The organism is Stutzerimonas xanthomarina DSM 18231 (genome assembly GCF_900129835.1).
GTDB classification, from domain to species: Bacteria; Pseudomonadota; Gammaproteobacteria; order Pseudomonadales; family Pseudomonadaceae; genus Stutzerimonas; species Stutzerimonas xanthomarina.
Window position 1 is genome coordinate 443,027 of the sequence record NZ_FQXA01000001.1, and the last position, 24,739, is coordinate 467,765.

General features: G+C 60.8%; 15 protein-coding genes. 4 read left to right on the forward strand and 11 right to left on the reverse strand.

Annotated elements, in window-relative coordinates; all coding sequences use genetic code 11:
* Positions 1-97 precede the first annotated feature (97 nt).
* From BUE09_RS02060 to glnE, 5 genes are all read right to left on the reverse strand, one after another.
* Positions 98-1,219, reverse strand: a complete 1,122-nt coding sequence (locus BUE09_RS02060; RefSeq protein ID WP_073299047.1) for a glycosyltransferase family 4 protein — start codon at positions 1,217-1,219, stop codon at positions 98-100.
* The gene (waaC, locus tag BUE09_RS02065) at positions 1,219-2,220 is read right to left on the reverse strand and encodes a lipopolysaccharide heptosyltransferase I (protein ID WP_073299048.1); all 1,002 of its coding nucleotides are present in this window, start codon (positions 2,218-2,220) and stop codon (positions 1,219-1,221) included. The genes BUE09_RS02060 and waaC overlap by 1 nt, the downstream gene beginning before the upstream one ends.
* Complete coding sequence (gene waaF / locus BUE09_RS02070; protein WP_073299049.1) at positions 2,221-3,255, reverse strand: lipopolysaccharide heptosyltransferase II; 1,035 nt, start codon at positions 3,253-3,255, stop codon at positions 2,221-2,223.
* Between the two features lie 75 nt (positions 3,256-3,330).
* Positions 3,331-4,254 (reverse strand): branched-chain-amino-acid transaminase, encoded by a 924-nt coding sequence (gene ilvE / locus BUE09_RS02075; protein WP_073299050.1) that lies wholly within the window; start codon positions 4,252-4,254, stop codon positions 3,331-3,333.
* 45 nt (positions 4,255-4,299) lie between these two features.
* The gene (glnE, locus tag BUE09_RS02080) at positions 4,300-7,245 is read right to left on the reverse strand and encodes a bifunctional [glutamate--ammonia ligase]-adenylyl-L-tyrosine phosphorylase/[glutamate--ammonia-ligase] adenylyltransferase (RefSeq protein WP_073299051.1); all 2,946 of its coding nucleotides are present in this window, start codon (positions 7,243-7,245) and stop codon (positions 4,300-4,302) included.
* Between the two features lie 275 nt (positions 7,246-7,520).
* Here glnE and aceE point away from each other — a divergent pair, with 275 nt between their 5' ends.
* Complete coding sequence (gene aceE / locus BUE09_RS02085; protein WP_073299052.1) at positions 7,521-10,166, forward strand: pyruvate dehydrogenase (acetyl-transferring), homodimeric type; 2,646 nt, start codon at positions 7,521-7,523, stop codon at positions 10,164-10,166.
* A 24-nt stretch (positions 10,167-10,190) separates the two neighbouring features.
* Positions 10,191-12,194 (forward strand): dihydrolipoyllysine-residue acetyltransferase, encoded by a 2,004-nt coding sequence (aceF, locus tag BUE09_RS02090; protein WP_073299053.1) that lies wholly within the window; start codon positions 10,191-10,193, stop codon positions 12,192-12,194.
* 66 nt (positions 12,195-12,260) lie between these two features.
* Here aceF and BUE09_RS02095 read toward each other — a convergent pair whose 3' ends face one another.
* Complete coding sequence (locus BUE09_RS02095; RefSeq protein ID WP_073299054.1) at positions 12,261-12,788, reverse strand: hypothetical protein; 528 nt, start codon at positions 12,786-12,788, stop codon at positions 12,261-12,263.
* Between the two features lie 110 nt (positions 12,789-12,898).
* Here BUE09_RS02095 and BUE09_RS02100 point away from each other — a divergent pair, with 110 nt between their 5' ends.
* The gene (locus tag BUE09_RS02100; protein WP_073299055.1) at positions 12,899-15,574 is read left to right on the forward strand and encodes a sensor domain-containing phosphodiesterase; all 2,676 of its coding nucleotides are present in this window, start codon (positions 12,899-12,901) and stop codon (positions 15,572-15,574) included.
* 95 nt (positions 15,575-15,669) lie between these two features.
* Positions 15,670-16,317, forward strand: coding sequence for a peptide-methionine (S)-S-oxide reductase MsrA (gene msrA, locus BUE09_RS02105; RefSeq protein WP_073299056.1), 648 nt, complete (start codon positions 15,670-15,672; stop codon positions 16,315-16,317).
* Between the two features lie 599 nt (positions 16,318-16,916).
* On the opposite strand, the gene BUE09_RS02110 is transcribed toward msrA, so the two are convergent.
* The 5 genes from BUE09_RS02110 to BUE09_RS02130 all read right to left on the reverse strand — a co-directional run bounded on the left by BUE09_RS02110 (position 16,917) and on the right by BUE09_RS02130 (position 24,617).
* Positions 16,917-18,695, reverse strand: coding sequence for an acyl-CoA dehydrogenase C-terminal domain-containing protein (locus tag BUE09_RS02110; protein ID WP_073299057.1), 1,779 nt, complete (start codon positions 18,693-18,695; stop codon positions 16,917-16,919).
* Positions 18,696-18,916: 221 nt separating this feature from the next.
* Positions 18,917-20,710, reverse strand: coding sequence for an acyl-CoA dehydrogenase C-terminal domain-containing protein (locus BUE09_RS02115; protein WP_073299058.1), 1,794 nt, complete (start codon positions 20,708-20,710; stop codon positions 18,917-18,919).
* Positions 20,711-20,865: 155 nt separating this feature from the next.
* Positions 20,866-22,203, reverse strand: coding sequence for a GGDEF domain-containing protein (locus tag BUE09_RS02120; protein ID WP_073299059.1), 1,338 nt, complete (start codon positions 22,201-22,203; stop codon positions 20,866-20,868).
* A 114-nt stretch (positions 22,204-22,317) separates the two neighbouring features.
* Entirely contained in the window at positions 22,318-24,123 is a 1,806-nt protein-coding gene (locus BUE09_RS02125; protein WP_073299060.1) for a phenylacyl-CoA dehydrogenase, read from the reverse strand.
* A gap of 236 nt (positions 24,124-24,359) precedes the next feature.
* Complete coding sequence (locus tag BUE09_RS02130; protein WP_073299061.1) at positions 24,360-24,617, reverse strand: hypothetical protein; 258 nt, start codon at positions 24,615-24,617, stop codon at positions 24,360-24,362.
* Positions 24,618-24,739 lie beyond the last annotated feature (122 nt).

Sequence of the window (24,739 nt, forward strand, 5' to 3'; positions counted from 1 at the left end):
TCGCAGGACCGAGTCGGGCGTGTCCGTCCGTAGTCGAGACCCAGGCAGCGCGCGAGCATCGCCAGCGCACGGGCTGCCGCAGGGAAAGTTGCACCGCTCATGTAGGTTCCGCCAGGATTACATCGGCTGCCCGCTCGGGCATGCTGTAGAGGTCCGCGCTAGCGGCAAAAGCCAAGGCGTTCTGCGCCCAGCGGCTGCGCTGGTCGTCGCTTGCAAGCATTTCGGCCAGCAGACGGTCGAGCTGGCTTTGGTCGAATGGGCTAGGGACGACCCTGCCGCAGTTCGCATCTGTAATGTAGTGAGCGTAACCGCAGACATCCGTCACCAGCACAGGCAACCCCGCAACCAACGCTTCTAGCAGCACCGTACCGGTATTTTCGTTGTAGGCCGGATGGATCAACAGGTCGGCTCCGAGGAGAAAACGCGGGATGTCGCTGCGGCCTTTGAGAAACTCGACCTGAGCGGATATTCCCAGCGTCTTGGCTTGCATTTGGAACGGTTTTGGATCGTCTTGGCCAATGACGAACAGGCGAGTTCGCTTCTTCAATTCGAGAGGCAGTGACGCAACGGCTTTAAGGCTGCGATCGAGTCCCTTGGTCTTGAAGCCGGAACCGATCTGCACTAACAGAAGGTCGTCATCCTCAAGCCTGAACTCACGCCGGAAATCGGCCCGAATATCTGCGGCATTGGATGGCGCCCGTCGATCCTGAGCGATGCCCGGCGGCAGCAGATGAAAACGGCCAGCAGGCGTCGCATAGTGTTTGACGAACAGCGGCTGCTGCACTTCTGAAATCATCAGGATTTCTGTCTTGGAGCGGGGCTCGAATACCGCCCGCTCGTATTCGGCGAAATGCTTGTAGCGGCCCCAGCGGCGGTAGATCGGGTTGCGCAGTGTCTGCGCTTTATCCTCGAAACAGGGATCCGCGGCGTAGTACACGTCCAGCCCTGGCATTTTGTTGAAGCCGACCACCCGGCCCACCGGGCGCCTGGCCAGATCGGCTTCGACCCAGTCGGTAAAACGCTCATTGCGGGTGTGGTTGAAGATCGCTTTGACCGGCGCGATCAGCACCTCGAAACCAGCGGGCACTTCGCCCTCCCAAATCATCGCGTAAACCCGAATCGCATGACCACGGCGCTGGCATTCCAGCGCGATGCGCATGAAGTCACGCTGCAGGCCGCCGAACGGAAAATACTTATAGAGAATGAAGGCCAGCTGCATCAGGGCGTCTCCGATGACCGCAACAGGGCCTTGAGTTCACTTGCGACGCGCTCAGGTGGCAGCTCGTCGAAACAGGGTTTGTGGCGATCCCCTTTGCCGGCGTTCGGCCCGGGCGCGCACAAGTGTATTTGGGAACGGCCGTACGCACCGACGCGGCCGGGCAGCGTCGGTCCATAAAGCGAAATGCCCGGAACGTCCAAGGCTGCAGCGAGATGACCGAGCCCCGTATCCACCGCTACACAGGCACGCGCCCCGGCTACAACTTTGGCGACACCTCCCAGATTGAGTCTGGGCAATACCGAAGCGTTCGGCAGCTCCTTGGCGATTCGTTCGGCTCGGGCCTTCTCCTCGGCATTGCCCCACGGCAAGCGGATAGCCCAACCGAACTCGCTCATGCGCTCGGCCAGTTCGCGCCAGTAGCGCTCCGGCCAGTGCTTGCTTGGCCAGGTGGTGCCATGCAGGAAGAGCAAATACGGCTGCTCGCCCGGTGCAGCCAACTGGCTGCGGTCTAGGCCGTAGTCAGCGACCGTTTCCGGAACCGTGTAGCCGAGCGCCTGGGCAAACAACTGACGCACCCGCTCGAGCGCATGTTGGTTCCGCGGCACGGCATGGCATCGATCGTAGAAACGCGATGCCAGCGGCTCACGTATCGAATCGCGATCAAAACCGGCGACCGGTGCCTTGACGTAGCGTGTCAGCCAGGCGCTCTTGAGCAGCCCCTGAGCGTCAATCACCAGATCGTAACGGGTCTCGCGCAGTCGCGCCTTGAAGCGCCGCCACTCACCGGAACGAAGAGTTTGCAGAGGATGCTTTCGCCAACGCCGGATCGCCACCGGAATCACCTGCGCCACCGCAGGGTGCCAGGCAGGAATCTCAGCGAACCCCTCCTCCACCACCCAGTCGATTTGAATGCCCGGAATAGCGCGCTGTGCGTCGGTCAACGCCGGAAGCGTATGAACCACGTCACCCAGCGAAGAGGTCTTGACCAGCAAAACCCTCACTCAGCGTACCTCGACCGACTGGGGTAGCAGGCGCCGCAGCGCCTCAATGACCAAACGCGGCTCAAGTTCGCGCATGCAGTTGTTATGGCCGAAACGGCAGGTTCGATCAAAACACGGGCTGCAGTCGAGTCCCAGCCGCACGATCTCAACCTGATCGGACAAAGGCGGCGTGAAGGCCGGCGACGTCGAGCCATAGACAGAAACCAGCGGCCGCGCGAGCGCGGCGGCGACGTGCATCAGGCCCGAATCATTGGAAACAACCGCATCGGCGCACGAGAGCAGGTCGATGGCCTCGGCCAGGCTGGTTTCGCCGGCCAGGTTCAGCGCCTCTTCACGCAGTCCGGGAATTAACGCCTGCAGAATCTCCGCGCCGACAGCGTGGTCGTTCTTCGAACCGAACAACCAGACCTGCCAGCCTTCACGGATCTTAGCCTCGGCGACTTTGGCAAAATGCGCGGCCGGCCAACGCTTGGATTCACCAAACTCGGCACCGGGGCAAAGCGCCAACACCGGGCGATCCAATGCAAGCCCGAAACGCGCCAACGCAGCGTCGCGAGTCTCTTCGACGATACGCAAGGACGGCTTCGGATAGGTCTCGGGTAGCTCAACGCCAGGCTCGAAGGCCAACGCCATGAAGCGCTCGATCATCAGCGGATAACGTTGTTTATCCAGCTTGCGCATGTCGTTGAGCAGGCCGAAACGCATCTCGCCACGCCAGCCGGTGCGTTTCGGGATGCCGGCAAAGAAGGGCACCAGCGCCGATTTCAGCGAGTTGGGCAGCAGGATTGCCTGCTGGTAACGCCCGCGCAGGCTCTGCGCAATGGTTCGCCGGGTCGCCATGTCGAGCACGCCGTGCCCCACCGGAAAGCTCAGCGCCTCCCGAACCTCGGGCATGCGCTCGAGAATCGGCCGACTCCACTCCGGGGCGAGCACGTCGATCTGGCAGTCGGGATGGCGTTGCTTCAGGCAGACGAACAACGTCTGCGCCATCACCATGTCGCCGACCCAGCTAGGACCCACAATCAGAATATTCATAACAAAAGCCGCCAGAGGGTGGAGAGTTGAAGATTAAACGGGGAAGCACCTCGCCCAGCCTTCAACCTCGAGCCTTTAGCCTACTAGAGTCCGCCATTCAGCGTGCGCATCGGTCTTGCCAGAGACCAGATCGAAGTAAGCCTTCTGGATGCGCTCGGTGACCGGGCCGCGACGGCCAAGGCCAATATTGCGGCCGTCGACTTCGCGGATCGGAGTAACTTCTGCAGCAGTACCGGTGAAGAAGGCTTCGTCGGCAATATAGACCTCATCGCGAGTGATGCGCTTCTCGACCACCTTGATTCCCAGCTCGTCAGCCAGGGTCAGTACGGTGCCGCGGGTGATGCCGTTGAGGCAGGCGGTCACTTCCGGGGTGTAGATCACGCCATCTTTAATGATGAAGATGTTCTCACCCGAACCCTCGGCCACATAGCCTTCCGGATCCAGCATCAGCGCCTCGTCAGCACCGCCGGAGATGGCTTCCTGCAGCGCCAGCATCGAGTTGATATAGGCACCGTTGGATTTGGCGCGGGTCATGCTGATGTTGACGTGGTGACGAGTAAACGAGCTGGTGCGGACCTTGATACCGACCTCCAGCGCTTCGTCGCCCATGTAGGCGCCCCAGTGCCAGGCGGCGACGATCACATGCACTTTCAGGCCGCTGGCGCGCAGCCCCATGCCTTCTGATCCGTAGAAGACCATCGGCCGGATATAGGCGCTTTCGAGATTGTTTTCACAAACGGCGGCACGAGTCGCCTTGTTAATTTCCTCTTTCGAGTACGGCATCTTCATGTTCATGATGTGCGCCGAGTCGAACAGACGATCGGTGTGCGCCTGCAGGCGAAAGATCGCAGTACCGGCTGGCGTGTTGTAGGCGCGCACGCCTTCGAAGACGCCCATACCGTAATGCAGGGTGTGAGTCAGTACATGGGTGGTCGCGTCGCGCCACTGCACCATCTCACCGTCATACCAGATAACGCCATCACGATCGGCCATCGACATTGTTGCCACCTCGGAATTCGATAAATGCTGTGTTAACAGACGAGATCAGCTAAGCCCCAGCTCGCGCCAGATGCGCATCACCGCGCGACGCTCGTCATGAAATTGATCCCCGCTCACAACGCCAGGCAGTTTCTGCAGTGATTGCCGGTGGGCCACAGCGCGGTATGCCTTGTAGGCGTCCTGCAGCAGCCGAACCTCATCGCCGGTCATCAACCCGGCCTGCTCCAACCCGTCGAGGATGCGGATATTGTCGGTGTAGCGCAGCAGCTGCGGATGCTGGTGCGACCACGCCAAAGCCGCGTATTGCACCATAAATTCGATATCGACGATACCACCGGCGTCCTGCTTGAGATTGAACTCGCCATCGGCCAGGAACGCCTTTTCAGCCGTGCCTGCCTGAGTGGTGCGAGTGCCGAGGTTGTCGCGCATCTTGGCGCGCATCTCGCTGACCTCGCCACGCAGCTGTTCAAGATCACGCGCACGCCCGAGCACCGAAGCGCGGACTTTTTCGAAATCCGCTTCCAACTGAGGGCAGCCCACCAGCACTCGAGCACGCACCAGCGCCTGATGCTCCCAGGTCCAGGCCTCCTCGCTCTGGTAGCGGCCAAAGGCGCCCAGCGAGCTGACCAGCAGGCCGGATGCACCTGACGGACGAAGACGCATGTCGACCTCGTAGAGCTGCCCTGACGTCGTCTGGGTGGTCAACAGATGAATGATGCGCTGCCCGAGTCGGGTGAAGAACTGCGCGCCATCGATGGGTTTGACGCCGTCGGTTTCGGCGTTCGGGTCGCCGTCATGGATGAACACAAGATCCAGGTCGGAACCGTGGCCCAGCTCAATGCCGCCGACCTTACCGTAGCCAACGATGACGAACGCCGGATCGCACAGCGAACCGTCGGCTCGCTGCGGCTGGCCGTGCCGTGCGACGGTGTGCCGCCAGGCCAGGGCCAGCACCTCTTCGAGAATGGCCTCGGCCAGCCAGGTCAGGTAGTCACTGACTTTCATCAGCGGCAAAGTACCGGCAATCTCGGATGCCGCGACACGTAAACGGTGCGCTAGTTTGAAATGGCGCAACGCCTCCATTTGCTGCTCGAGATCGTCCTCGGGAATGCGCGCCAGCCGCTCGCGCAGCTCGGCGGCGAGTTCCGGCGCCTGCGGCGGGCTGAACAGCCGCCCGGCATTAAGCAGTTCGTCGAGCAATAACGGGAAGCGGGTGATCTGCTCGGCGATCCAAGGGCTTCCGGCACACAGCTCGAGCAGACGCTGCAACGCGCCTGGGTTTTCAGTCAGCAGTACGAGATAAGCCGAACGCCGAGCCACTGCCTCGACCAGAGGAAGCACGCGCTCCAGCACCAGATCCGGATCGTCCTGTTCGACCGCCTGAGCCAGAAGCCGCGGGATGAAGGCATCGAGACGCTCGCGCCCCAACCGCTGCATGGTGCGCACCTGGCTGCCACTGCGCAAGGCAGCGAGTCGCTGGCAAGCGGTTTGGCCGTCACGAAAACCCGCATCACTCAACTGACGGCAAGCGAATTCCTCGTCCCAATCCTGCTCCCAAAGGGGCAGCCACTCGCCGCCCACCAGTGATTCGGCTTCGGCGCTTTCGTCTTCGTCGGGATCGGCAATCACCTGGCGGAAATGCCAATCGACTCGCCCACGCCAATACAGCAGTTGCTGATGAAAGGCATCCCAGTCATCGAAGCCCATGATCAGGGCGACGCGATCACAATCGACTTGGTTCTCTGGCAGCATTTGCGTCTGGCGATCATCGATGGCCTGCAGCGCATGCTCGGTGTAGCGCAGAAATTCATAGCCTTCGCGCAACTCTTCTACGGCAACAGTCGGCAGATAGCCCTGCCCGGCGAGGGTTGTCAGCACTTTTAGCAAGGGCCGCTGTTGCAGGCTCAGGTCACGCCCCCCGTGGATGAGCTGGAAAGCCTGAGCGATGAACTCCACCTCGCGAATACCGCCGGAGCCCAGCTTGATGTTGGAGGCCATACCCTTGCGCCGCACTTCCTGCTGGATCAACTGTTTCATGGTGCGCAGCGCATCGATCGCGGAAAAATCGAGATAGCGTCGGTAAACGAAGGGCCTGAGCATTTCCAGCAACTGCTTGCCGGCGGCCTTGTCGCCGCCGACCACGCGCGCCTTGATCATGGCGTAACGCTCCCAGTCGCGCCCCTGGTCCTGGTAGTACTGCTCTAACGCATTGAAACTGAGCACCAGCGAACCGGACGAGCCATAGGGCCGCAGCCGCATGTCGACACGGAAGACGAAACCATCGACGGTCGGCGCGTCGAGCGCTTTGATCAGCCGCTGCCCGAGGCGGACGAAGAACTCCTGGTTATCCAGGGAGCGCTTCGCCCCGACAGTCTCGCCGCCTTCCGGATAACCGAAAATCAGGTCGATATCCGAGGACAGATTCAGTTCATGCGCGCCCAGCTTGCCCATGCCAAGCACGACCATATGCTGGGCATCGCCACTGCGCCGGCCAGTCGGAACGCCAAACTGCTCGCACTGGCGCTCATACAGCCATTGATAGGCGAGATCGATACAGGCATCGGCCATGTCGGACAAATCGCCGCAGGTCTCGGCCAGATCGGCCTGTCGAGTCAGATCACGCCAGATGATTCGCACCTGCTGGCGGTTGCGGAACCGCCGCAGCCGATGGGCCAGGCTGTCTTCATCGGTGCAATCGTCGAGCAGTTCGGCGAGCGTCGTGCGCATTTCGCCACGCTTTAGCGATCGTTCCAGCAACCCGCTTTCGGCCAGTTGCAGCAGCACCTCGGGATCTCGGCTAACCTGTTCGATCACGAAGTCGCTGGCGGCACAAACCCGACCGAAGGCCTCACGGCGAGCCGCTGGCCACGCTGAAAACACCTGTTCAGCTTGGTCCGATGAGTCGCGCAGGGAGCCGAGGAACATCTCCTCGGCACGGGTGACCAACGATTGAAGCGACGTCGGCAATGCAACCAGCAATGGCAAACTCATGAATGTTCCTTTGTGCAAGAACGGCCAGAAGAATAGCGAGAACGCCCACAATAGAGCGTTGACGCCGGGGTCAACCCGTCCGACGGAGCCACTGCGAATGTAGTTTTACTACGAAAAAATCCGACAGGGGGCTGAATCGGTCTCGGTTTTGTAGTAAAACTACAGAGCCCGGCTCTACCCCCGGCAACCATCCAAGAACATAAACGCACCGGCTCACAAAGCCGGCCGCGAAGCAGGCAACCGATTCTGGAAGCCTTTCCGCCCTGGAGCAAGCCATGCAAGATCTCGATCCCGTCGAAACCCAGGAATGGCTGGACGCCCTCGAGTCAGTACTCGATCGCGAAGGTGAAGACCGCGCCCACTACCTGATGACCCGGATGGGTGAACTGGCCACCCGTAGTGGCACACCCCTGCCCTACGGCATCACCACGCCCTACCGCAACACCATCCCGGTCACCCGCGAAGCGAAGATGCCCGGCGACCTGTTCATGGAGCGCCGCATTCGCTCCCTGGTCCGCTGGAACGCACTGGCGATGGTGATGCGCGCGAACCTGAAGGACCCGGACCTGGGTGGGCACATTTCCACCTTCGCCTCCAGCGCGACCCTGTATGACATCGGCTTCAACTACTTCTTCCAGGCTCCGACCGAGGAGCACGGCGGCGACCTGATCTACTATCAGGGTCACGCCTCGCCCGGCATCTACTCGCGCGCCTTTCTCGAAGGCCGCCTGAGCGAAGATCAGATGCTCAACTTCCGCCAGGAAGTCGATGGCCACGGGTTGTCGAGCTATCCGCACCCGCACCTGATGAACGACTTCTGGCAATTCCCGACCGTATCCATGGGTCTGGGCCCGATCACGGCTATCTACCAGGCGCGCTTCATGAAGTACCTGGAGAGCCGCGGCTTCATTCCGAAAGGCAAGCAGCGCGTCTGGTGCTTCATCGGCGACGGCGAGTGCGACGAGCCGGAAACCCTCGGCGCCATCTCCCTGGCTGGCCGCGAGAACCTGGACAACCTGGTGTTCGTCATCAACTGCAACCTGCAGCGCCTCGACGGCCCGGTTCGCGGCAATGGCAAGATCATTCAGGAACTGGAAGGCGTGTTCAAAGGCGCCAACTGGAACGTCACCAAGGTCGTCTGGGGTCGCCTGTGGGATCCGCTGTTCGCCGCTGACGAAGACGGCCGCATGCAGCGCCGCATGGATCAGGCCATCGACGGCGAATACCAGAACTACAAGGCCAAAGACGGCGCTTACGTGCGCAAGCATTTCTTCGGGGCCGATCAGGAGTTGCTCAAGCGCGTCGAGAACATGTCCGACGAGGAAGTCTGGAAGCTCAACCGTGGCGGCCACGACCCCTACAAGGTCTATGCGGCCTATCACCAGGCGGTCAACCACAAAGGCCAGCCGACCGTCATCCTCGCCAAGACCATCAAAGGTTATGGCACCGGTGCCGGTGAAGCGAAAAACATCGCCCACAACACCAAGAAAGTCGATATCGAGAGCCTGAAGAAATTCCGCGACCGTTTCGACATTCCGATCAACGATTCGCAACTCGAAGAGCTGCCGTTCTATCGTCCTGCCGAAGACAGCGCAGAAATGAGATATCTGCGCAAGTGCCGTGAGAAACTTGGCGGCTCGCTGCCGCAGCGTCGGGCCAAGAGCTTCAGCATTCCAACGCCGCCGCTGGAGACGCTTAAAGCTGTCCTCGACGGTTCTGGAGACCGTGAAATCTCCACCACCATGGCGTTCGGCCGGATCTTGTCGCAGCTGATCAAAGACAAGGACCTGGGCAAGCGCATCGTGCCGATCCTCGCCGACGAAGCGCGTACCTTCGGCATGGAAGGCATGTTCCGCCAGCTGGGTATCTACTCGCCGGTGGGGCAGCTGTACGAGCCGGTCGACCGCGACCAGGTGATGTACTACCGCGAGGTGCAAGACGGGCAGATCCTGCAGGAAGGTCTCAACGAAGCGGGCGCCTTCTCCTCCTTCATGGCCGCCGGTACCGCCTACAGCAACTACAACCAGCCGATGCTGCCGGTCTACATCTTCTATTCGATGTTCGGCTTCCAGCGTATCGGCGACCTGGCCTGGGCGGCGGGTGATGCACAGACTCGCGGCTTCCTGCTGGGGGGCACCTCCGGGCGCACCACGCTGAACGGCGAAGGCCTGCAGCACGAGGACGGGCACAGCCACATCCTCGCCAGCACCATCCCCAACTGCCGCAGCTATGACCCCACCTACGGCTATGAGCTGGCGGTGATCATGCATCACGGCATGCACGAGATGATGGAGCTGCAGAAGAGCGTCTACTACTACATCACCGTGATGAACGAGAACTACCAGCAGCCAGCCATGCCAGAAGGTGTCGAAGAAGGCATCATCAAAGGCATGTACCTGCTCGAAGAAGCCAAGGGCGACTTCAAGCACCGCGTACAGCTGTTGGGTTCGGGTTCCATCCTGCGCGAAGTACGCGCCGCGGTGGACATCCTCGCCAAGATGGGCGTCGGCGCCGACGTCTGGAGCGTCACCAGCTTCAACGAGCTGCGCCGCGATGGTCTGGCCGTGGACCACTGGAACCGCTTGCACCCAACCGACGAACCCCGCAAGAGCTATGTCGAGCAGTGTCTGGAAGGCCGCGAAGGTCCAGTCATCGCTTCCACCGACTACATGAAGCTGTTCGCCGATCAGATTCGCCAGTGGGTGCCATCCCGCGAATATCAGGTGCTGGGCACCGACGGCTTCGGCCGCAGCGACTCGCGCGCCAAGCTTCGCGACTTCTTCGAAGTCGACCGTCGCTGGGTCGCTGTCGCCGCCCTGCAGGCACTCGCCGATCGCGGCGCCATCGAACGCACGGTCGTGGCCAACGCCATCACCGAGTTCGGTATCGACCCCGAGAAGCGCAATCCTCTGGATTGCTGATGCGTGCGCACAGGAGAACCTATCGTGAGTGAAACCATACGCGTACCCGACATCGGCAGCGGTGAGGGTGAAGTAATCGAGTTGTTCGTCAAGGTCGGTGACCGTATCGAAGCCGACCAGAGCATCCTGACGCTCGAGTCCGACAAGGCCAGCATGGAGATTCCGGCGCCCAAGGCGGGCGTCGTGAAAGCCTTGAAGGTCAAGCTGGGCGACCGCCTCAAGGAAGGCGACGAGCTACTGGAGCTGGAAAGCGAAGATGGCCAGGGCAGCGAAGCGCCAGCGCAAGCCGCCGCCGAGCCGGCCAACAGTGGCAACCCAGTCGATGAAGCTGAAGAGCCGACGCCTCCGGGTGATGAACATCCATCGGCATCGGCCGGGGAAGGCGAGTCGCAGGAGATCAAGGTGCCCGACATCGGCTCCTCCGGCAAAGCCAGCGTGATCGAGATTTCGGTCAAGCCGGGCGACACCATAGAAGCCGAGCAAGCGCTGATTACGCTTGAATCCGACAAGGCCAGTATGGAGATCCCGTCTCCAGCTGCGGGCGTCGTCGAGAGCATTTCGGTCAAGGTGGGCGACGAAGTCGGCACCGGCGATCTGATCCTGATTCTAAAGGGTGAGGCGGAGAGCAAGCCAGCCGCGGCCAGCCCTGCCCCCGCAGGTCAGGCGCAAAGCGCACCCAAGGAAAAGCTTACCGAGCAGGCGGCTGAAGAGCCCGCCGAAGCAGCTGGCGAATCCGTGGAAGAAGTTCGCATCCCGGACATCGGCTCCAGCGGCAGCGCCAACGTTATCGAAGTGATGGTCAAGGCCGGCGACAGTGTCGAAGCCGATCAGTCGCTGATCACGCTGGAATCCGACAAGGCCAGCATGGAGATCCCGGCGCCCAAGGCAGGCGTGGTGGAGTCGCTGTCGATCAAGGTCGGTGACTCGGCCAAGACCGGCGACCTGATCCTGACGCTGAAGGTCGCGGGCGCCGCCCCGGCGAAGAAGGCCGAAGCCAAGCCGCAGGAAGCGGCACCGCAGCAGCAGGCCGTCGCGCCGAACAAGCAGGGCGTACCGGAAGCCAAGGCTGCCGCAACACCAGCCCCGGCAGTAAGTGGCCCAAGCAAGGCAGGCAGCAAAGTGCACGCCGGGCCTGCAGTGCGTATGACCGCACGGGAGTTCGGCGTCGAACTGGCCGAGGTTACAGGCACGGGCCCCAAGGGGCGGATTCTCAAGGAAGATGTGCAGGCCTACGTCAAGACCATGCTGCACAAGACCAAGCAGGCCCCAGCCGAAGGCAGCACGGGCGGCGCGGGCATCCCGCCGATCCCGACCATCGATTTCAGCCGCTTTGGTGAAATCGAAGAAGTGCCGATGACCCGCCTGATGCAGGTCGGCGCCGCGAACCTGCACCGCAGCTGGCTCAACGTACCGCACGTGACCCAGTTCGAGTCGGCCGACATCACCGAACTGGAGGCTTTCCGCGTCGCGCAGAAGGCTGTGGCAGAGAAGGCCGGCGTCAAGCTGACCGTACTGCCACTGCTGCTCAAGGCCTGTGCGCACCTGCTCAAGGAGCTGCCGGACTTCAACAGTTCGCTGGCACCCAGCGGCAAAGCAGTGATCCGCAAGAAGTACGTGCATGTCGGCTTTGCGGTCGACACGCCGGACGGCTTGATGGTGCCGGTGATCAAGAACGTGGATCAGAAGAGCTTGCTGCAACTGGCGGGCGAGGCGGCCGAGCTGGCTGAGAAGGCGCGCACAAAGAAGCTGTCGCCCGACGCCATGCAGGGCGCCTGCTTCACGATCTCCAGTCTCGGTCACATTGGCGGCACCGGTTTCACACCGATCGTCAATGCGCCGGAAGTGGCGATCCTGGGTGTCAGCAAGGCGACCATGCAGCCGGTATGGGACGGCAAGTCCTTCCAGCCCAAGCTGATGCTTCCGCTGTCGCTGTCCTACGATCACCGCGTGATCAACGGCGCCGCGGCGGCGCGCTTCACCAAGCGTCTGTCGGAGCTGCTGGCGGACATCCGCACGATGCTGTTGTGATCCGGTGAGCGAAAAAAAACCCGCCCTCTTGGCGGGTTTTTTTGTCAGTCTAGTCGCGAAGCGTCATCAGCCTTTTTGAAGATTGCGGAACAGGAAGGACAGAGCCTTCGCCAACTCCTCCGCCCCCTTGGGGTCTCGGAGGATGGTCAGCCACGGCTCGCCGTCAGCCAAGCCCGCGAAGGTGCATACAACGCCTTGCGGCGGGCACTGGTACTGGATGTAGGGATCCAAGCCGAACACCGAAAACCCACGGTTGCGCACGGCGACATTACCGGACGCATCGCGGCGCTCCTCACGGATACGCAACTCGCCAGGCACGCCAACACTGATCTGGTATTCGAGATCCTCCGGGTTGGCCTGCTCCACTTGATAGGCAGCCCGCAATTTATAGGCCTTGAGCAGCGCATTGCTGTGCGCAAGCAGGGCTTTTCGTTCGTCCTGGGTGAGATAAAGCGTCTGGAGTTCGGCCAGATAGCGGGACGGTTCGTCTGAGCCCAGGGTATTTGGCTCGGCGGCGTTGAGCTGTCCGCTAGCGATCAGGAAAACCGAGATTAACAGTAACTTTGCTAGCTGACTTGTCAGTCCCTGCTGCATGATGCACCCTTGCAATAATTAATATTATTTAGCCATCGCCGCGCCCTAAAAAGCGTCTAAGCTGCGGCTAACGAAGCGACTCCCGCAGCATACTGGAAGCAAACCGCTCGATGAAAATACATACCGATGCCGCCAGCCGTTTGGCGACCGAGGTTGTGACACAGTTGCCAGTGCCTTCGAGGCTGGGCATGCTGCGTTTCGAGCGTTTGAACGAATCCAGCTGGGCCTTGCTGTATCTCGACCCAGCCTGCGACCGTTATCTTGGCCAGCCCGCGCATAATCTCTGTTCTCTGATTGACTCGCCTTATGCCAGCCTCATGGAGCCGCAGGCTCGCCTAAAACTTCATGACGTCGTGCAAGCGCAGCTGGCAACCCTGGGCCACTATTCCATTCGTTATTGCCTGCACGCCTCCGGTGGGCCGCTGGATATTTTGGAGATCGGCGAACTCTGTCAACAGTATGGTCGAGAACTGGTTCGTGGCTACCTGATCGTCGAACCCCATGCAGCGGGAACCTCCCCGGCTCTGGAATCCCAGAATGCGAAGCTGCAGTCCTCCCTGGAGTTTTATCAGCAGGCCCAGGATGAGCATCTCGAACACCTGATCCGCTCTCGCGCGCAACAGAGTCTTATCGTGCGCCTGGCCCGGCACCGCTACAGCGCAGCTAACCCGCAGCTTGAGGCTGCGCAGCTGATCACCCAGGCCGCCAGTGAAGCATATGGGATCGCCCGCGCATCGATATGGCATTTGAAGGGAGATCAACTAGAGGCCATCGCAGCTTACTGCCGCGATCTTGGCAGCTTTGAATACCCTCCATCTATGGACGTCTCGGCCTGCCCAGGTTATGTAGAGGCGCTGCACAAGGGGCGGGTGATCGATGTGCAGAACGTCGTAGAAGACGCCCGTACCGTGGAACTCGCACCTATATGCTTCAATCCGCGCGGCATCACATCGATTCTTGATGCGACGATCCGGGTCGGCGGTGAAGTGTTCGGCGTGCTCTGCCTGGAACACTCCGGCTGTGTCAGGACCTGGCACGCCGATGAGGTGGCGTTCGCTGGCGAGCTGGCCGATCAGTACGCGCAGGTACTGGCCAATCAGCAGCGTGCCAGCGCCACCTATACCCTGCACCTGTTCCAGCGCGCGGTCGAACAGAGCGCCAGTGCGTTCATCCTGGTCGACCGGGATGGCATCGTCGAGTATGTGAACCCGAGCTTCACCTCGATTACCCAGTTCTCAGCTGATGAAGTTCGTGGCCGCCGCCTGGCCGACCTGACTGCATTGGAAAACCTCAGCGGATTGCTGTTCGACACCACATCGGCGTTGTCACACAGCAACAGCTGGCAGGGCGAATTCCGAAGCCGCCGCAAGAACCTGGAGCCTTATTGGGGGCAGCTGTCGATTTCCAAGGTGTTTGGTGAGAGCGGTGAGCTCACGCATTACATTGGCATTTATGAGGACATCACGCATAGCAAGTTGGCGCAGCAGCACATCGAACGCCTGGCCTATACCGATAACCTGACCAGCCTCGGAAACCGCCCGTTTTTCATTCGCAGCATTGAAGAGCGCTTCGCCACCAGCAAAGAACCGCAGCTGTGCCTGTTGCTGGTGGATATCGACAATTTCAAGCGCATCAATGACAGCCTCGGGCACCAGACCGGCGACAAATTGCTGGCCAGCCTGGCTCGTCGGCTACGCAACAGCATCAACCGCGACAGCGTGCTCGCACGCTTCGCCAGCAATGAATTTGCCCTCCTGCTCGACAACATGGACCTGGAAGAGGGCCAGCTGCTGGCGCACCAGGTGCTGCGCATCCTCGACAAACCCCTGTTCGTCGACAAGCAGCTGATCAGTGTCAGCGCCTCCCTGGGTCTGGCCTGTTCGCCCTTGCATGGCCGTGACCCCGAGACGCTGATGAAACATGCGGGCCAAGCCCTGCACAAGGCCAAGGCCAACGGCAAGAACCAAGTGCAGGTGTTTACCGAAGCCCTGCATGCCGAAGCCAACTACAAGCTGTTCGTCGAAAACAACCTGCGCCGAGCACTGGTGCAGAACGAGCTCGAAGTTTTCTATCAACCCAAGCTCTGCCTGCGCAGCGGCCGACTGCAGGGCCTGGAAGCGCTACTGCGCTGGAATCACCCGGAAAAAGGCATGATTCGCCCGGATCAGTTCATCGGCGTTGCCGAAGAAACCGGGCTGATCATCCCGATAGGCAAGTGGGTCGCACGTGAAGCGTGCAAGATGGGCCTGCAGCTCGCCGCACTCGGCATCGGCACGCCGCAGATCGCGATTAATCTGTCACCCAAACAATTTTCCGATCCCGATCTGGTCAGCTCGATCGCCGCTATTCTCTCCGAAGAAAAGCTGCCGACCGACCGCCTCGAGTTGGAATTGACCGAAAGCCTGCTGCTCGAAGCGACCGAAGAGACGCGCCAACAACTGATCGGCCTCAAGGCACTCGGGGTTACCCTGGCGATGGATGACTTCGGTACCGGTTATTCGTCGCTGAGCTACTTGAAGAAATTCCCGATCGACGTGATCAAGATCGACCGCAGCTTTATCAAGGACATCCCGGATAACCAGGACGATATCGAGATCACCTCAGCTGTCATTGCCATGGCTCGCAACCTCAATCTCAAGGTGGTTGCGGAAGGTATCGAGACTGTCGAGCAGCTGACCTTCCTGCGTCATCAACGCTGCGATATCGGACAGGGTTACCTGTTCGACCGCCCCATCCCCGGCGACCAGCTAATCAGCTCGCTACGCCGATATCCGCATTGGCTCTAACGGTTTTACGGCTACCGTCCGGGCACGCGCGCGTTGGATTTGTCTGCTTGGTAGCCTAGGCTAGCGGAAAACATGCCCAAGGCTCGAGGACGACAATGACTCTGCGCTCGCAAATTCTTGTACATAAACAGGCGCTACCTGATGCAGGGCAAGCCCTGCCAGGACGCGCCACGCCAGTTCCGGTACCCGAGCATCACTTCGTCAGCGGCAACCCGCTGCAGCCACCGTTCCCGGCGCAGCTGCAACAGGCGATGTTTGCCATGGGCTGTTTCTGGGGAGCCGAGCGGCGCTTTTGGGAGCAACGCGGTGTGTGGACGACCGCGGTGATTTATGCCGGCGGTCACACACCAAACCCCACCTACGAAGAAGTTTGTTCCGGCCTCACCGGACACACCGAAGCCGTGCTTGTGGTGTTTGATCCACAGCTGATTTCCTACAACGACCTGCTCGGGCTGTTCTGGGAGGCGCACAACCCAACTCAGGGAATGCGCCAAGGCAACGACATCGGCACCCAGTATCGATCGGCGATCTACTGCTTCGACGCCACCCAACTCGAAATGGCACGCGACAGCGAAGCGCGCTTTCAGGCCGAACTGAACAAGCACGGGCTAGGCGGCATCACCACAGAAATCACCGATCTGCCAGCGTTCTACTACGCCGAGGCCTATCACCAGCAATATCTAGCGAAAAACCCAGGCGGGTACTGTGGCCTCGGAGGCACTGGCGTGTGTATGCCGGCCTAAGCAAAAGCGCCGGCGCTTAGTGCGAAGCAGGGGCTGAGCAAGGCAGCATGAGGGGTTAATGCTTTTGCGGCGCCGTTGCGCCAGATCGCGATCTTCAGCTCGCCTGCGTTGCCGGTGAGCTTCGTCTGACTCTAGCCGACCCCGCCGGCGGTATCGGTTCGCAGACATGGCCGGCCCTACAGACAGGCATCCGGTAGGAGCGGCCTCCTGGAGAACCGGGCCTGACGGATTAATGAGCTGACCAGGCGGCGCCTTGGTTGCGCATAGAAAAAGAAAACCCCGCCGAAGCGGGGCCTTTGCAGACTGTAGCCGACATCCGTGACTTACGCCTTCCTGGCGTCGCTCCGCTACGCATCCGTTTTATTTCTGAAGCGCTTCCCTACGCGGCGTCCATGGCGGAAAAGACTACCGATCGGTCTGAAAAACCTGTAGTAGCAGTTCGCACCACGGCTTGTAAGCATTTACTTACGCACGACCCCTTCCTTGGCGCTACGTGTAAGTAATTGGCTACAAGCGATGCAGATCTATGACTAAGCCCGTCACACATTGTTCCCAGAGATGGCGAATTAATTTCATTGTGCCTTCACAGGATTGAGCGTTTAGAACTGCGAAGCCTCGAGCAGATACAACGAATCGCTGCCAGCTCGAACCGAGGCGCTCAACGAGTGGATGCGCGGCAGCAGACGAGCGAAATAGAACCGCGCAGTGCCTAGCTTGCTGGCATAGAAGTCATCCTGGGTTTCCTTGCCCACTGCGGCCTCTGCCATTCTGGCCCACATATAGGCGTAGGCCGTATAACCGAACACATGCAGGTATTCGACCGAAGCCGCACCGATCTCGTTGGGATTGCGCTTCGCGCTGTCGATGACAAACGAGGTGAGCGCATCAAGGTTCTCCAGTGCGGCCTGCAATGGCGCCGTGAACTCTCCAAGCTCACTGCCCGCCGCTGCACAGTAGCTGCGTACTTCTTCGGCAAACGCGTTGTACAGCTCGCCGCCGCTGCCCACCACCTTTCGCCCAAGCAGATCCAGCGCCTGGATACCGTTGGTGCCTTCGTAGATCTGGGTGATCCGGCAGTCGCGTACCAGCTGCTCCTGCCCCCACTCCCGGATAAAACCGTGGCCGCCAAAAACCTGCTGGCCATGGACAGTCGTTTCCAGCCCCATGTCGGTCAGGAAAGCCTTGGCTACCGGCGTCAGTAGAGCCACAAGCGCCTCGGCACGCTGGCGTGCTTCGGCGTCATCGCTGAATTTGGCGATGTCCAGCTGCAGCGCCACATAGCTGGAGAAGGCGCGACCACCCTCGTTCAGCGCCTTCATGGTCAGCAGCATCCGCCGAACATCGGGGTGCACGATAATCGGGTCAGCGGCCTTGTCTTGCGCTACCGGGCCAGTCGGTGCGCGGCTCTGGATACGCTCACGTGCGTACTCGATAGCGCTCTGATAGGAACGCTCGCCCGTGGCCAAGCCCTGGATGCCGACGCCGAGACGCTCATAGTTCATCATGGTGAACATCGCCGCCAGACCCTTGTTCGGCTCGCCGACCATCCATCCCGTCGCACCATCGAAGTTCATCACGCAGGTGGCCGAGGCCTGGATGCCCATCTTGTGCTCGATGGAACCGCAGCCGAGGCTGTTGTGCTCCCCGAGGCTGCCATCTTCGTTGACCATCACTTTCGGCACCAGGAACAGTGAGATACCGCGCGAACCGGCCGGCGCATCGGGCAGTTTGGCCAGTACCAAATGGATGATGTTCTCGGTGAGATCGTGCTCGCCGCCGGTGATGAATATCTTGGTGCCGCTGACCTTGTATGAGCCGTCCGCTTGCGGCTCGGCCTTGGTGCGAATGATGCCCAGATCAGTACCTGCATGAGGCTCGGTCAGGCACATGGAGCCGGACCAGACACCGGCATACATGTTCGGCAGGTACTTCTGCTTAAGCTCTTCGCTGGCGTGGGCGTAGATGGACAGGCAGGCGCCGGAGGTCAGCATGGGGTACAGGCCGAACGCCAAGCTGGCGGAGTTCATCATTTCCTCGACTTGCGCCGAGATCGCTTTCGGCATGCCCATGCCGCCGTAGGCTGGATCGCCGCCTACACCGACCCAGCCGCCTTCGGCGTAAAGGCGATAGGCTTCTGGGTAACCGGCCGGGGTGGTTACCGCGCCGTCGACCCAGCTGCAGCCCTCCTCGTCACCACTGCGGTTGAGCGGAGCGATCGAGTTGGCCGTTATCTTGCCCGCTTCCTCGAGAATGGCTTCGGCCGTCTCGGCATCGACGACTTCCGCCAGAGCCGGCAGTGTCTGCCAGAGCTTCGGGGCACCGAAGACTTCATTCAGGACGAAACGCATATCGCGCAGGGGTGCTTTGTAGTCAGCCATGAAAAAAGACCTCGCAGAAAACATATCACCCGGCCGATTGGCCGCAGCAGTTTCGCGAGTCTAACTGAAGACCAATCGGCGCCCGAAGCGTCTTTAAATGACTGACCGGTTCTCCCTTCGACGCTAGAGGCAGCCACACTTGCTCGCCCGGAATCCACAAGCCGCGACTGAGATCGCCCACAAAAAAGCCCGCACGAGGCGGGCTGTAAATTACCGGTGGGTCAGAAAGCGAATTGGTCAGCGCCCAGCTTCATCAGGCTGGCACTGCCGGCCTCGATGGCCGCTTTGTGGGCAGCGGTGCGCGGAAGCAGGCGAGCAAAGTAAAATTCGGCGGTGGTCAGCTTAGACTGGTAGAACGCCGTGTCGCTGCCCGCTTCGTCCAGCTTGCTCTGCGCTACCACAGCCATGCGCAGCCAGAAATAGCCCAGAATCAGGTAACCGCAGTACATCAGGTAGTCCACCGAGGCTGCGCCGACTTCGTCGGGATTCTTCATCGCGGCCATACCGATTCGTGCGGTGATCTCGCCCAGCTCACGATTCAGGCCAGCCAGCTGCGTGACGTAGTGTTGCAGCTGAGGATGCTGCGCGTTGGCCTCGCAGAACTTGTGCACCTGCTTGGTGAAACCGAGCATCAGCTTGCCCTGGCTGCCGAGCACCTTGCGACCGAGCAGGTCGAGTGCCTGAATACCGTTGGTACCTTCGTAGATCGGTGCGATGCGGCAGTCGCGCACCAGCTGCTCCATACCCCACTCGCGAATGTAGCCGTGACCGCCGAATATCTGCATGCCGAGATTGGTGACCTCCAGTCCGGTGTCGGTCATGAAGGCCTTGCAGATCGGCGTGAGAAAGGCGAGTAGGTCCTCGGCTTCCTTGCGCTTATCGGCGTCCGGGCTGTGTATCTGATCAAGCAGCTGCGCGGTGAAGTAGGCCAGGGCACGGTTGCCCTCGTTGAACGCCTTCATGGTCAGCAGCATGCGCCGCACATCGGGGTGCACAATGATCGGATCGGCAGGCTTTTCAGGAAACTTCGCCCCGGTCAGTGCACGCATCTGCAAACGTTCATTGGCGTACCGGATGGCGCCCTGAAAGCTCGCCTCGCCACTGCATAGCCCCTGCATGCCGGTACCCAGCCGTGCATGGTTCATCATCGTGAACATGCAGTTCAGACCCTTGTTGGGCTCACCGATGAGGAAACCCTTGGCGCCATCGAAGTTGATCACGCAAGTTGCCGACGCCTTGATCCCCATCTTGTGCTCGATGGAGCCGCAGGCGACAGTGTTGCGTTCGCCTGCTTCGCCAGCCGCATCAGGCATGAACTTGGGCACGATGAACAGTGAAATGCCTTTGGTGCCAGCCGGAGCATCAGGCAGTTTGGCCAGCACCAGATGCACGATGTTCTCGCTCATGTCGTGCTCGCCGGCCGAGATGAAGATCTTCGTGCCGCTGATCGCGTAGCTGCCGTCAGCCTGCGGTACCGCACGAGTCTTGATGATGCCCAGATCCGTGCCGCAATGGGATTCAGTGAGGCACATGGTGCCGGTCCAGCGGCCCTCGGTCATGCGGGTCAGGTAGGCTTGCTTCTGCTCATCGGTGCCGTGAGCGGCGATTGCGGCCATGGCGCCATGGGTCAGCCCTGGATACATACCAAAAGAGGTATTCGCCGAGCCGACCATCTCACCGACTACAAGCCCCAGCGAGTGCGGCAGGCCTTGACCGCCATAGGCAGGATCCGAGGCCAGGCCCATCCAGCCGCCTTCAGCATACTGCGCAAAGGCTTCCTTGAAGCCTTTAGGGGTGACTACCACGCCGTCGTCGAAATGGCAGCCTTCCTCGTCACCGCTCCGGTTAAGGGGCGCAAGGACCTGCTCGCAGAACTTGGCGCCTTCTTCGAGGATCGCGCTAACCGTGTCTGGCGTGGCGTCTTCGGCACCGTTGGCCGCGTAGCTGCCATGAAAGTCGAACACTTCATCGATCAGAAAGCGCATATCGCGCAGGGGAGCCTTGTAAGCGGGCATATCGTTCTCCAGGACGGCACTGTGCATTGTTATGCCCGCTACGCTACTGACAGAACGACCCGCTCACCATGACATTGCAGACGCTGAATGCGCCACCATAACTTCCGGCGACCCGACCGGCCCGCAGCAGTGACGCTGGCTGTTTTTCAGCTGTGCTAGGCGTCAGTTCTCGCTTCTTTCAGCGTACGCATCGCACCGCGACGGTTCTCCTCATGCGAGCGGACGCAGTTGCGCCCCGCTCCCTTCGCGCTATAAAGCGCCTGGTCGGCCTTCTTGATGACTTCCTCAGCGCTGCGCTGCGTCATCAGTCGCTCGGCGACGCCGATACTGATAGTCACCGAGACCGCCGCTGCCGAAGCAGTACCACGGCGCTGCCGCCCCTGCTCCGCATCCTTTGGCCGGCTGGACGTGTCGCGCAGCTGCAGTGGATAGCTCTCGACGGCCTGCCGTACGGCTTCCAGGTGCGGCAGGCAATGCGTCAGATCACGCCCTGGAAATACCAGCGCGAATTCCTCACCTCCGTAACGATAGGCGCGTCCACCGCCGCCAACCTTGCGCAACCGGCTCGCGACGAGGCGCAGCACTTCATCACCTACGTCGTGCCCGTGAGTGTCGTTGAAAGCCTTGAATCGATCCACGTCGGCCATGGCGATCACGTATTGGCGCCCCAGGCGCTGCAGTCGCTCGTTCAGGGCGCGACGGCCAGGCAGGCCGGTCAACTCGTCACGAAACGCCATTTGATAAGCCTCTTGGGCAATTGCGATCACCAGCACCAGCATCATCAAGCTGCTCAAGACGTTGAGCGCACCGGGACGACTGAATACCTGCGGTAGCATCAACAGCAGTCCTACCAGCGCGACCAACTGCGCTGCGTGCACCGGCCGTGGCCGTCGCAGGTACTGCACCAGTACCGCGAGTATCGCGATCAGAAACGTTGGATAGGCCAGCTGGATCAGTTGCAACCAATCAGCCTGCATCGATGGCCAGCGAACCTCTGTCAGCCAGTCGAGCACGCCAGCGGGGAAGCGCCGCGCCAGTGCCAGCGCCAAGACCGACACTCCAAACACAACGGCAAGCCGTGCCAGACCGTCCTGCAATAGATGTGCACGCTCTTGCCAAAGGGCATACAGGCCATATAGCGCCGGCAACAGCAGGCTACACAGATGGAAGGTCAGCGCGGCCTCCGGCAGCAGCGAGCCGGTCAGCCGGTAGTGGTCGACCTGAGTATCGAGAAGGAAATAGACGATATAGACCGTCAACAGTAGAAAGGTCTCACGGACCCGGGCATAGGCGACGCAGAAGGCCCCCCCAAGCAACAGCAGCACAGTGGGCAGCACATTGAACAAGGAGGTGAAGAACTCGTTCAACGTGGGCTGACGTGCAGCCACAAGCCCACCGACCAGTAGCGCCAGCGGTGCATAGAAATGACTGAAACGAGCGGGACTCTGGCGAGGCACGGCGGCTCCGGTAACGGCCGTGAGGAAAGCAGGCATTTTGCCTGCACTTGATGAGAGGTTCACCCATGGGGTGAAAAAATCACTGGCATTGCGAAACACGAGGCAAAAAAAACCGCTGCCGTAGCAGCGGTTTTCTTGTTGCGCAGCGCCTTAGTAGGACAGTGCGAAGTGCGCCTCGTCCATGTCCATCAGGTTGTCAGCACCGGACAGCATGGTTTCAACGTGGGTACGGGTACGCGGCAGGATGCGCTGGAAGTAGAAGCGCGCCGTCTGCACCTTGGCGGTGTAGAAACCATCCGCATCTTCGCCGGCAGCGATCTTCTCCGATGCCAGCCGTGCCATGTCGGCCCAGAAGTAGGCCAGGCAGGCGTAACCGCAATACATCAGGTAGTCCACCGAAGCGGCACCGACTTCCTCGCGGTTCTTCATCGCGGCCATGCCGACCTTCATGGTCAGGTCGCCCCACTCCTTGTTCAGCTTGGCCAGCGGCTCGACGAACTGCTTGACCGCCTCGTTGCCTTCGTTGGCCTGGCAGAACTTATGCACGACCTTGGTGAAGCCTTTGAGTGCTTCGCCCTGAGTCATCAGTACCTTGCGGCCCAGCAGGTCGAGTGCCTGGATGCCGGTGGTGCCTTCGTACAGGCAGGAGATGCGGCTGTCGCGGACGTTCTGCTCCATGCCCCACTCGGCGATGAAGCCGTGGCCGCCGTAGATCTGTACGCCGTGGTTGGCGGATTCGAAACCGACTTCGGTCATGAACGCCTTGGCGATGGGGGTCAGGAACGCCAGCATCGCGTCAGCGGCCTTGCGCTGCTCTTCGTCCTGGCTGCGCTGGGTGATGTCCACCTGTTTGGCGGCGAAGTAGAGCATTGCACGATTGCCTTCGGCGAAGGCCTTCATGGTCAGCAGCATGCGGCGCACGTCTGGGTGCACGATAATCGGGTCAGCGGCTTTTTCCGGCGCTTTCGGGCCAGTCAGCGAGCGCATCTGCAGACGTTCACGCGCATACTTGATGCCGCCCTGGAAGCCGATCTCGGCATGCGCCAGGCCCTGCAGTGCAGTACCCAGGCGTGCGGTGTTCATGAAAGTGAACATGCAGTTCAGGCCCTTGTTCGGCGGACCGATCAGGAAACCGGTGGCGCTGTCGAAGTTCATCACGCAGGTAGCGTTGCCGTGGATGCCCATCTTGTGTTCCAGGGAACCACAGGACACGCCATTGCGCTCGCCGACACCGCCTTCGGCGTTCGGCAGGAACTTCGGCACGATAAACAGCGAGATGCCCTTGGTACCTTGCGGCGCGTCGGGCAGGCGAGCCAGAACGATATGGACGATATTGTCGGCCATGTCGTGTTCGCCCGCGGAAATGAAGATCTTGGTGCCGGATACCTTGTAGCTGCCGTCGGCCTGAGGCTCGGCTTTAGTGCGCAACATGCCCAGGTCAGTGCCGCAATGCGGCTCGGTCAGGCACATGGTACCGGTCCACTCGCCGGAGACCAGTTTGGTCAGGTAGGTCTGCTGCTGCTCGGGCGTGCCGTGCTCGTGCAGGGTGTTCATCGCACCGTGGGACAGGCCGGGGTACATGCCCCAGGACCAGTTGGCTTCGCCGACCATTTCGCTGATCGCCATACCCAGCGATTCCGGCAGGCCCTGACCGCCGTGCTCGACGTCATGGGCCAGGCTCGGCCAGCCGCCTTCTACGAACTGCTGATAGGCCTCTTTGAAGCCGGCTGGCGTCTTCACACCGCTCTCGCTCCAGGTGCAGCCTTCGATGTCGCCCACGCGGTTCAGCGGCGCGATGACCTGCTCACAGAACTTGGCGCCTTCGTCGAGGATGGCGTTGACCATGTCCGGAGTGGCGTCTTCACAACCCGGAAGGCTCTGATAGTGCGCTTCGTAGCCGAGCAGTTCGTCACGTACAAAGCGGATATCGCGCAAGGGGGCCTTGTAGTCAGGCATAGCGTAAACCTCAGCGGTGGGTTCTTGGTTCAGGTGGCCGGCAAATTAGCCACGCTTGATTAAATTGGACCATCCGGCTTTGTCCCGGCAGGTCAAACAGGCGTTTGAAACATACGTTTAGGGTCAGTCGATGTCAAGCAGCGACCCTCACGCCGTTCGTCGGCGCGTCGCTGGAACTTGGAAGGATTTGAGACTTAGGGAAAAGCCTGTCGCTCGGCCAGGCAGGCCAGTGCGCGTCAGGCTTTGGTGTTGATCAGGGTGCCTAGCACTTCGTCGGCGGTCTGCAGGATTCGAGCGCCAGCCTTGGCCTGATGCTCGCCAACTTTCAATTGCACCAGCTCCTCGGTCAGGCCAACCGTTTCGGCAACCGCCTGGGAGTTCTCCGGCACAGGAGCGCTCCCCCTGACTATTGCAGCGCCTGCCTGATCGACACGCTGCTGCCCAGCCTGATAAGCACCGAGACCCGCGGAGAGGAGACTGCTGTTGATTTGCATAGAGGGCTTCCGCGAAATCAGTTCGCCATCATTGAAGCAGATGACACCACGCTGGCGCCAGTTCCACGTCGCTATAAAGAAATGTGTTTTATGACGGTGCGTGCTAGGCGAAGGCCACGGAC

Bases quoted from the DNA above. Each gene is read 5' to 3' on its own strand.
- BUE09_RS02130 (WP_073299061.1), bottom strand. From the start codon at position 24,617: ATGCAAATCAACAGCAGTCTCCTCTCCGCGGGTCTCGGTGCTTATCAG.
- glnE (WP_073299051.1), bottom strand. From the start codon at position 7,245: ATGAGTTTGCCATTGCTGGTTGCATTGCCGACGTCGCTTCAATCGTTG.
- BUE09_RS02095 (WP_073299054.1), bottom strand. From the start codon at position 12,788: ATGCAGCAGGGACTGACAAGTCAGCTAGCAAAGTTACTGTTAATCTCG.
- BUE09_RS02115 (WP_073299058.1), bottom strand. From the start codon at position 20,710: ATGCCCGCTTACAAGGCTCCCCTGCGCGATATGCGCTTTCTGATCGAT.
- aceE (WP_073299052.1), top strand. From the start codon at position 7,521: ATGCAAGATCTCGATCCCGTCGAAACCCAGGAATGGCTGGACGCCCTC.
- BUE09_RS02060 (WP_073299047.1), bottom strand. From the start codon at position 1,219: ATGCAGCTGGCCTTCATTCTCTATAAGTATTTTCCGTTCGGCGGCCTG.
- waaF (WP_073299049.1), bottom strand. From the start codon at position 3,255: ATGAATATTCTGATTGTGGGTCCTAGCTGGGTCGGCGACATGGTGATG.
- ilvE (WP_073299050.1), bottom strand. From the start codon at position 4,254: ATGTCGATGGCCGATCGTGATGGCGTTATCTGGTATGACGGTGAGATG.
- BUE09_RS02110 (WP_073299057.1), bottom strand. From the start codon at position 18,695: ATGGCTGACTACAAAGCACCCCTGCGCGATATGCGTTTCGTCCTGAAT.
- BUE09_RS02100 (WP_073299055.1), top strand. From the start codon at position 12,899: ATGAAAATACATACCGATGCCGCCAGCCGTTTGGCGACCGAGGTTGTG.
- BUE09_RS02125 (WP_073299060.1), bottom strand. From the start codon at position 24,123: ATGCCTGACTACAAGGCCCCCTTGCGCGATATCCGCTTTGTACGTGAC.
- BUE09_RS02120 (WP_073299059.1), bottom strand. From the start codon at position 22,203: ATGCCTGCTTTCCTCACGGCCGTTACCGGAGCCGCCGTGCCTCGCCAG.
- msrA (WP_073299056.1), top strand. From the start codon at position 15,670: ATGACTCTGCGCTCGCAAATTCTTGTACATAAACAGGCGCTACCTGAT.